At 55.9% G+C, this 9,340-nt stretch carries 8 protein-coding genes and 2 tRNA genes; all 10 read left to right on the forward strand.

Annotated features, from left to right (window positions below; translation table 11 throughout):
- The first annotated feature begins 13 nt into the window (after positions 1-13).
- The 10 genes from rfbA to SPL01S_RS09470 all read left to right on the forward strand — a co-directional run bounded on the left by rfbA (position 14) and on the right by SPL01S_RS09470 (position 9,298).
- Complete coding sequence (gene rfbA, locus SPL01S_RS09425; protein WP_006323006.1) at positions 14-895, forward strand: glucose-1-phosphate thymidylyltransferase RfbA; 882 nt, start codon at positions 14-16, stop codon at positions 893-895.
- Entirely contained in the window at positions 873-1,598 is a 726-nt protein-coding gene (gene rffC, locus SPL01S_RS09430; protein ID WP_063199126.1) for a dTDP-4-amino-4,6-dideoxy-D-galactose acyltransferase, read from the forward strand. The genes rfbA and rffC overlap by 23 nt, the downstream gene beginning before the upstream one ends.
- A complete protein-coding gene (rffA, locus tag SPL01S_RS09435; protein ID WP_062869211.1) occupies positions 1,585-2,715 on the forward strand; it encodes a dTDP-4-amino-4,6-dideoxygalactose transaminase in 1,131 nt (376 codons plus the stop codon). The genes rffC and rffA overlap by 14 nt, the downstream gene beginning before the upstream one ends.
- 1 nt (position 2,716) lies before the next feature.
- Positions 2,717-3,967, forward strand: a complete 1,251-nt coding sequence (gene wzxE, locus SPL01S_RS09440; protein WP_063199129.1) for a lipid III flippase WzxE — start codon at positions 2,717-2,719, stop codon at positions 3,965-3,967.
- Positions 3,964-5,049: a TDP-N-acetylfucosamine:lipid II N-acetylfucosaminyltransferase gene (locus SPL01S_RS09445; protein WP_063199133.1), complete on the forward strand. Its 1,086-nt coding sequence runs from the start codon at positions 3,964-3,966 to the stop codon at positions 5,047-5,049. The genes wzxE and SPL01S_RS09445 overlap by 4 nt, the downstream gene beginning before the upstream one ends.
- On the forward strand, positions 5,046-6,422 hold the full coding sequence (wzyE, locus tag SPL01S_RS09450) for an ECA oligosaccharide polymerase (RefSeq protein ID WP_004950893.1): 1,377 nt from the start codon (positions 5,046-5,048) through the stop codon (positions 6,420-6,422). The genes SPL01S_RS09445 and wzyE overlap by 4 nt, the downstream gene beginning before the upstream one ends.
- A 14-nt stretch (positions 6,423-6,436) precedes the next feature.
- A complete protein-coding gene (gene wecG, locus SPL01S_RS09455; RefSeq protein ID WP_006323014.1) occupies positions 6,437-7,177 on the forward strand; it encodes a lipopolysaccharide N-acetylmannosaminouronosyltransferase in 741 nt (246 codons plus the stop codon).
- A 370-nt stretch (positions 7,178-7,547) separates the two neighbouring features.
- Positions 7,548-8,951 carry a bifunctional threonine/serine APC transporter ThrP gene (gene thrP, locus SPL01S_RS09460; protein ID WP_063199137.1) on the forward strand — a complete coding sequence of 468 codons (1,404 nt, stop codon included), beginning with the start codon at positions 7,548-7,550 and terminating at the stop codon, positions 8,949-8,951.
- A gap of 135 nt (positions 8,952-9,086) precedes the next feature.
- Positions 9,087-9,163, forward strand: a tRNA-Arg gene (locus tag SPL01S_RS09465).
- 59 nt (positions 9,164-9,222) lie between these two features.
- Positions 9,223-9,298 (forward strand) — tRNA-His (locus SPL01S_RS09470).
- Positions 9,299-9,340: the final 42 nt, after the last annotated feature.

A 9,340-nucleotide genomic window follows, 5' to 3' on the forward strand; every position in this document is an offset into this window, starting at 1 on the left:
GTCTGGAGTGAGTATGAAAGGTATTATTCTGGCGGGCGGCTCCGGCACACGCCTGCACCCGATTACCCGTGGCGTGTCTAAGCAACTGCTGCCTATATATGACAAGCCGATGATTTACTACCCGCTGTCGGTGCTGATGCTGGCGGGTATCCGCGACATTCTGATCATCTCCACCCCGGAAGACTTACCCTCATTCAGACGTTTGCTGGGCTCTGGAGAAGAGTTCGGCATTACCCTCAGTTATGCCGAACAACCTAGCCCAGATGGGTTGGCACAGGCATTTTTAATTGGTGAAGAATTCCTGGCCGGCGAGCCGAGCTGCCTGGTGCTGGGTGATAATATCTACTTTGGCCAAGGTTTTAGCCCGAAACTGAAAACTGTCGCCGCCCGTACGCAAGGCGCTACCGTGTTCGGTTATCAGGTGATGGATCCCGAGCGCTTCGGTGTGGTGGAATTTGACGATAATTTCCGCGCACTGTCGATCGAGGAAAAACCGCAGCAACCTAAATCCAATTGGGCGGTGACCGGCCTGTATTTCTACGATAATCAGGTGGTGGAGTTTGCCAAACAGGTCAAACCTTCCGAGCGTGGCGAGTTGGAAATCACCAGCATTAACCAGATGTACCTGGAGCGTGGTGAGCTGACCGTCGAGCTGCTGGGCCGTGGTTTCGCCTGGTTGGATACCGGCACCCACGACAGCCTGCTGGAAGCCAGCAGCTTTGTGCAGACGGTGGAAAAACGTCAGGGCTTTAAAATTGCCTGCCTGGAAGAGATAGCCTGGCGCAATGGCTGGCTGGACGATGACGGCGTGAAACGCGCCGCGCAATCCTTGCTCAAAACCGGTTACGGTAAGTACCTGCTGGATTTATTGCATGCACGTCCGCGCCAGTATTGAGCCCTTAGCCTGGGAAACCGAGTTTTTTGCCCTTAACAGCGCAAAGCTCAATTTTGCCACGGCAGCCCCCATACTCGCTGAAACCGATTTGAACGCCTACACGCTGGTGCAGGCCAAAATTCCTGCCCATCAAACGGCCTGGGCGGATGGATTGGCCAGGTTGGGGTTTCAACTGGTTGAAGGTGAAGTCGATCTGGTACTGAACATCGGCACGGAATGTGCTTCATCTCAGACCGTGCCGCCAGGGGCTATTCGCCCGGCAGTGCCGGGCGATATCCCGGCGCTGCGTGACGCGGCGGCCAAGGTGTTTACCGCCAGCCGTTTTCGCGCGCCCTGGTATGGCGTTCATGACAGTGGCCGTTTCTATGCCATGTGGATAGAAAAAGCGGTATTGGGGACTTTTGACCACCAGTGCTTGCTGGCGCTGGACGATGCCGGGCAGCCTGAAGGGTTTGTCAGCCTGCGTGATATCGGTGGCCAGGAGGCGCGAATCGGCCTTTTAGCGGCGTTCCCCGGTGCATCCGGCAAAGGGATTGGCTCCCGATTGATGGCGGCTGCTATCGCAGAGTGCCGGTCGCTGCAGCGCCTGCGGGTCGCCACCCAGATAGGTAATATCGCCGCGTTACGGCTCTATCAACGACAGGGTGCCGCTATCGAAAGCACCTCGTATTGGTTATACAGAGGAAAACATGATCCCATTTAACGCACCACCGGTTGTTGGCACCGAACTTGAGTATATGCAGGCTGCAATGAGCAGTGGCAAACTGTGTGGCGATGGAGGTTTTACCCGTCGTTGCCAGCAGTGGATGGAGCAGCGTTTTGGCTGTCCGAAGGTGCTGTTGACGCCTTCCTGCACCGCCTCGCTGGAGATGGCGGCGATCCTGCTGGATATTCAGCCGGGCGATGAAGTGATCATGCCGAGCTTCACCTTTGTTTCAACCGCCAACGCCTTCGTGCTGCGCGGCGCTAAAGTGGTATTTGTCGATCTGCGCCCGGACACCATGAACATCGATGAGAGCAAAATCGAAGCGGCGATCACCGATAAGACCCGTGTCATTGTGCCGGTTCATTACGCCGGCGTGGCCTGCGAGATGGACACCATCATGGCGCTGGCGAAAAAATACAATTTGTACGTGGTGGAAGATGCTGCTCAGGGCGTGATGTCGACCTATAAAGGTAAAGCGCTCGGCACCATCGGCCATATTGGCTGTTTCAGCTTCCACGAAACCAAAAACTACACCGCAGGCGGTGAGGGTGGCGCCACGCTGATTAACGATCCGGCGCTGATCGACCGGGCGGAAGTCATTCGCGAGAAAGGCACCAACCGTAGCCAGTTCTTCCGTGGGCAGGTCGACAAGTACACCTGGCGCGATATCGGCTCCAGCTATCTGATGTCAGATCTGCAGGCCGCTTACCTGTGGGGCCAGCTCGAGGTTGCCGATCGCATCAACCAGCGCCGCCTGGCGCTATGGCAGAACTATTATGACAGCTTCCTGCCGCTGGCCGAGGCCGGCCGCATCGTATTGCCGACCATTCCGGCGGACTGCGTGCAGAATGCGCACATGTTCTATATCAAACTGCGTGATATTGAAGACCGCACGGCGTTTATCGATTATCTGAAAGAAGCCGAAATCATGGCGGTGTTCCATTACATTCCGCTGCATGACTGCCCGGCGGGCGATCGTTTCGGCCGCTTTGCCGGTGAAGACCGCTTCACCAGCCAGGAAAGCGCGCGTCTGGTGCGCCTGCCGCTGTTCTATAATATGTCTGACGTTAATCAGCGTACGGTGATCAATACCATTCTTAGTTTCTTCGCCTGATATGTCGTTGGCAAAAGCATCGATTTGGACCGCCGGCTCCACGCTGATCAAAATTGGCGTGGAGTTATTGGTGGTGAAACTGCTGGCGGTGGCGTTTGGCCCCAGTGGTGTTGGGCAGGCGGGTAACTTCCGCCAGTTGATCACCGTGCTGGGCGTGTTGTCCGGTGCCGGGATTTTTAACGGCATCACGAAATACGTTGCCGAATACCATCAGGATCCGCAGCGGTTGCGCCTGGCTGTCGGCACGGCGTCGACTATCGTGCTGGGCTTCTCCACGCTGTTGGCGCTGGTGTTTTTATTCGCAGCCGTTCCCATCAGCATCGCGCTGTTCGGTCACGCCGAGTATGTGAACGTGGTGCGTGCGGTGGCCTTTATTCAGATGGGCATCGCCTACGCCAACCTGTTTATGGCGGTGCTGAAAGGCTACCGCGATGCGATGGGCAACGCGTTGGCGGTGATTGGCGGCAGCCTGATTGGCGTGGTGGCCTACTACCTGTGCTTTACGCTGGGCGGTTATGAAGGCGCTCTGGCGGGATTGGCACTGGTGCCGGCCTTGGCGGTCTTGCCCGCCGGCTTCATGTTGTGGCGGCGCAAAACCTTGCCGCTGAGCTATCTGGCGCTGGCCTGGGACAAGGCGCTGGCCAGTCATCTCGGCAAGTTCACCATCATGGCGCTGATCACCTCAGTGACGCTGCCGGTGGCCTATGTGATGATGCGTAACCTGCTGGCCAGCCATTACAGTTGGGACGAGGTGGGGATTTGGCAGGGTGTCAGCAGCATTTCCGACGCTTATCTGCAGTTTATCACCGCTTCGTTTACCGTCTACCTGCTGCCAACGCTGTCGCGGCTGAAGGAAAAAAGCGCCATCTCGCAGGAGATCGTACGTTCGCTGAAGTTTGTGCTGCCCGCCGTGGCGGCGGCAAGTTTCACCGTCTGGCTGCTGCGCGACTTCGCCATCTGGTTGCTGTTCACGGACAAGTTCGTCGCCATGCGCGATCTGTTCGCCTGGCAACTGGTGGGCGATGTACTGAAGGTGGGCGCCTATGTCTTTGGCTACCTGGTTATCGCCAAGGCGTCGCTGCGTTTTTACATTCTGACGGAAGTCAGCCAATTTCTGCTGCTGACGCTGTTTTCGCACTGGTTGATACCGCTGCACGGCGCATTGGGTGCGGCGCAGGCTTACATGGCAACCTACATTGTGTATTTCGCGCTCTGTAGCTGCGTATTTCTTCTTTATCGTAGACGAGTATGACCATACTGATTCACGTATTGGGTTCTGATATCCCGCATCACAATCAGACGGTGCTGCGTTTCTTCAACGACGTGTTGGCGAAGCGCCTGCCGTCCGAACAGACGCGCCATTTTATGGTGGCAGCCAGAGACGTAGCGGCGCTGGGCGATTTCCCCGAGTTGAGCATCGAGGCTTTCCCGGATAAAAAAAGCCTGGCGGCGGCGGTGATTGCCCGCGCTCAGGCCGATCGTAATCAGCGTTTCTTCCTGCATGGCCAGTTTAATCCTACGCTGTGGTTGGCGTTGCTGAGCGGTAAAATCAAAGCTCGCCAGGTGAGCTGGCATATCTGGGGCGCGGATCTGTACGAGGACGCCACCAGTTGGAAATTCCGCCTGTTCTATGTACTGCGCCGCATCGCGCAAGGGCGGGTGGGGCGTGTATTTGCGACCCGCGGCGATGTGATCCATTACCAGCAGCGCCATGCGCGCGTGCCGGCCTCCCTGCTGTATTTTCCAACGCGAATGGACCCGGCACTGACCGGCATCCGCGTTGAGAAGAACCTGGCCGGACCCATGACCATTCTGGTAGGGAATTCCGGCGATCGCACCAACCGTCATGTTGAAGCGCTGAAAGCGATCCACCAGCAGTTCGGCGCGGACGTGCGCGTGATCCTGCCGATGGGTTATCCGGCCAACAACGACGCCTATATTGACCAGGTGCGTAGCGCCGGGCTGCAATTGTTCGGCGACAAGAACCTGCAGCTGTTGACGCAACAGGTGGCGTTCGACGATTACCTGAACATTTTGCGTGAGTGCGATCTCGGCTACTTTATTTTTAACCGCCAGCAGGGTATCGGTACCCTGTGTTTGCTGATTCAGTTCGGCGTGCCGTTCGTGCTCAGCCGGCAGAACCCGTTCTGGCAGGATTTGGCGGAGCAGCATCTGCCGGTGCTGTTCTACGGCGATTCGCTGGATGAGGCGGTGGTGCGCGAGGCGCAGCGCCAACTGGCGTCGGTAGATAAACAGGCGATCGCCTTCTTTAATCCAAACTACATTGATGGCTGGCAACAGGCATTGGCTCTGGCTGCGGGGGAAGGCTCATGACGTTGGCGCAATTTGGCGGATTGTTTGTCGTCTATCTGGTCAGCGTGCTGTTTATTCTTACGCTGACTTATCAGGAGTTTCGGCGTATCCGCTTTAACTTCAACGTTTTCTTTTCCCTGTTGTACTTGCTGACGTTTTACTTCGGCTTTCCGCTGACGTGTCTGCTGGTGTTTCAGTTCGACGTCGAGGTGGTGCCGGTCGAGTTCTTGCTGTACGCCATTCTCTCCGCTACCGCGTTTTACGCGATTTATTACGTCAGCTATAAAACCCGGCTGCGTAAGCCCAGCGTACGGCCGCGTAAGCCGGTCTTTACCATGAACCGGGTGGAAACCAATCTGACCTGGATATTGCTGGCGCTGGTGGCGATCGGTACCGTGGGCATTTTCTTCATGCAAAACGGTTTCCTGCTGTTCAAGCTCAACTCTTATAGCCAGATTTTCTCCAGCGATGTGTCTGGCGTAGCGCTCAAGCGGTTCTTCTATTTCTTTATTCCGGCAATGCTGGTGGTGTATTTCCTGAAACAGGATCTGCGCGCCTGGTTCTTCTTCCTGGCGGCTACGGTGGCCTTCGGCATCCTGACCTACGTGATTGTCGGCGGCACCCGCGCCAATATCATCATCGCTTTCTCGCTGTTTCTGTTTATCGGCATTGTACGAGGCTGGATCTCGCTGTGGATGCTGGTGGCCGCCGGCGTGTTCGGCATCGTCGGCATGTTCTGGCTGGCGTTAAAACGTTATAGCCTCGACGTCAGCGGCTCTGAAGCGTTCTACACCTTCCTTTACCTGACGCGAGATACCTTCTCGCCATGGGAAAACCTGGCTCTGTTGCTGCAAAACTACGACAAAATCGACTTCCAGGGATTGGCGCCGATAGTGCGTGATTTCTACGTATTCATTCCGGCTTGGCTGTGGCCGGGTCGTCCGGATACGGTGCTGAATACCGCTAACTACTTCACCTGGGAAGTGCTGGATAACCATTCCGGCCTGGCGATCTCACCGACGCTGATCGGGTCGCTGGTGGTGATGGGGGGGGCGTTGTTCATCCCTGTCGGTGCCGTGCTGGTTGGCATGATCATCAAATGGTTCGACTGGCTGTACGAAATGGGCAAAAGCGAGCCTAACCGCTACAAGGCGGCGATATTGCAGAGTTTCTGCTTTGGCGCGGTGTTCAACATTATCGTATTGGCGAGGGAAGGAGTGGATTCGTTTGTCTCGCGGGTGGTGTTCTTCTGCCTTATTTTTGGCGCCTGTCTGTTGATGGCGAAATTGCTGTACTGGCTGTTTGACACTGCCGGTTTGATTAAGGCTCGGGTGCTGCGTTCACGCAGGCTGGCATCGCCGGTATCCTCCCCACGCGCCGACGGTCTTCTGTAAGGATAAGAATAACGATGGAAGCAACGATTAGGGTTCCCAAATACGAGCTGCGCGGTTTCAGCCTTTGGGGATTTCGCGATATGGCGCAATGCATGGATTTTCTGTTTGACGGCGGCCAGGTAAAGCAGGGCACGCTGGTGGCGATGAACGCAGAAAAGATACTGAAGGCGGAGGAAGATGCGGCGTTGCATGCGTTGCTGGACGAAGCGGAATACAAATATGCCGACGGTATCAGCATGGTGCGATCAATCCGCCGCAAATATCCGGGTGCCGAGGTGTCGCGCGTAGCGGGAGCCGATCTGTGGGAAGCGCTGATGCAGCGTGCCGGTCGTGAGGGGACGCCGGTGTTCCTGATTGGCGGCAAACCTTCGGTATTGGCGGAAACCGAGCAGAAGCTGCGCAGCCAGTGGAATGTGAACCTGGTCGGCAGCCAGGATGGTTACTTCAAGCCTGAACAGCGCGATGCGCTGTTTGAACGCATCCGCGTCAGCGGCGCCGCTATAGTGACGGTTGCCATGGGATCGCCGAAACAGGAAATCCTGATGCGCGACTGCCGCAAGGTGCATCCGCAGGCATTGTATATGGGCGTAGGCGGGACCTACGACGTGTTCACCGGTCATGTGAAACGCGCGCCAAGGGTCTGGCAGAATCTGGGTCTGGAGTGGCTCTACCGGCTGCTCAGTCAACCCAGCCGGATTGGCCGTCAGTTGAAACTGCTGAAGTTTGTGAGTTACTACTACCGCGGTAAGATGTGATAACTGCGTCGGGGTGTTTAGTGCTGCCCTGACGTATTCGCTTGTTCAAATAACCTGCTTTATGACGTATTAGCCAGCACCTCTATAACCTCAGACCCTAAGCCCACCCTCATTTATTCCATAAAGTTTTAAGTTGCGGTTTGCTTATAGCAGCAAAATGCGAAACGATACCGTCCGGAAATTATCCCCAGTTGCCGGCGCCCGGTGCGGTAGTGCTGAACGACGTTTTTCTCGCCGTAAGATTGCCCCGATCACATATTGATGTCAGCCAAAGCGGCGGGGGATGATTTACTCTATTTTCATCAAAAAACAATAACGACCGGCAGCGGCCGGCATGCAAACACAATCAAAAAAACATCATTGAGGATTTATGGCACACATTGAAAAACCGCAAGGACTGCACCGGGGGCTCGAAGCCCGGCATATTGAGCTGATTGCTCTGGGCGGCACCATTGGCGTCGGTCTGTTTATGGGGTCGGCCAGCACGTTGAAATGGGCGGGGCCATCGGTCTTGTTGGCCTATATCATCGCCGGGCTGTTCGTGTTCTTTATTATGCGCTCGATGGGCGAAATGCTGTTTCTGGAGCCGGTAGCGGGCTCTTTTGCCGTTTATGCGCATAAATATATGAGGCCGTATTTCGGTTACCTCACCGCCTGGGGCTATTGGTTTATGTGGATTGCCGTTGGCATCTCCGAAATCACTGCCATTGGGGTCTATGTCCAGTTCTGGTTCCCGGAAATCCCGCAGTGGGTGCCGGCGCTGATCGCCGTGGCGATGGTGGCGCTGGCCAACCTGGCGGCGGTGCGCCTGTATGGCGAGCTGGAGTTCTGGTTTGCCATGATTAAGGTGACCACCATCATTGTGATGATTCTGGTGGGATTGGGAGTGATCTTCTTTGGCTTTGGCAACGGCGGTGAGCCGATCGGCTTTGCCAATCTTACGCAGCACGGCGGTTTCTTTGCCGGCGGCTGGAAGGGCTTCCTGTTTGCGCTGTGTATTGTCGTGGCGTCCTATCAGGGGGTTGAGCTGGTCGGCATTACCGCCGGCGAAGCCAAGAACCCGCAGGTTACGCTGAAACGCGCGATTAACAATATCCTGTGGCGCATTCTGATCTTCTATGTCGGTGCCATCTTTGTCATCGTCACTATCTTCCCATGGAACGGTATCGGCACTACCGGCAGCCCGTTCGTGCTGACTTTCGCCAAGATCGGCATCGTCGCCGCCGCCGGTATCATTAACTTCGTGGTGCTGACTGCGGCGCTGTCCGGCTGCAACAGCGGCATGTACAGCGGTGGCCGCATGTTGTACGCCCTGGCCAAGAACCGCCAACTGCCCGCTTCGTTGACCAAGCTGTCCGCCAGCGGCGTGCCGGTGAACTGCATTGCCGTGACCATCGTCTGCCTGCTGGTCGGCTCCGGGTTGAACTATCTCATTCCGAATCCGCAGCAGGTGTTTGTTTACGTCTACAGCGCCAGCGTGCTGCCTGGTATGGTGCCGTGGTTTGTGGTGCTGATCAGCCAGCTGTATTTCCGTCGCGCTCATAAAGAAGCGATCAAAACCCACAGTTTCAAGTCAGTGATGTTCCCGTATGTGAACTATCTGACCATCGCTTTTCTGGTCTGCGTGCTGATTGGCATGGGAATTAACCCGGATACGCGAATTTCTTTGTTGGTCGGGGCGATTTTCTTAGCGGGTGTTAGCCTGTGTTACTTTGCTTTCGGCATGCACAAGAAACATCATCCGGCTGAAAAGCGGGCAGAAATGCAGCAATAACCGGTAAAAAGGGGCTACGGATAGCGCTTTCCTGCGCGGGAGTGAGCAAAGCGTAATCAAACGCAACATTTCTGCGAAAAAGCACTAGACAGGATTGGGTTAAATCCGTAGTATCCCCTCCCGCAACGGCGCTATGCGCCCGTAGCTCAGCTGGATAGAGCGCTGCCCTCCGGAGGCAGAGGTCTCAGGTTCGAATCCTGTCGGGCGCACCATTAAGTTTGTGTGCAAGAGCTGCGGTGGTAGTATTACCGCGTGAAGTTAAGAAGTAATGGTGGCTATAGCTCAGTTGGTAGAGCCCTGGATTGTGATTCCAGTTGTCGTGGGTTCGAGTCCCATTAGCCACCCCACTTCCTAAGAGAAGTGATGAATTGTAAGCTGTTTTGTGACTG

It is taken from the genome of Serratia plymuthica NBRC 102599 (assembly GCF_001590925.1).
Lineage (GTDB): Bacteria > Pseudomonadota > Gammaproteobacteria > Enterobacterales > Enterobacteriaceae > Serratia > Serratia plymuthica.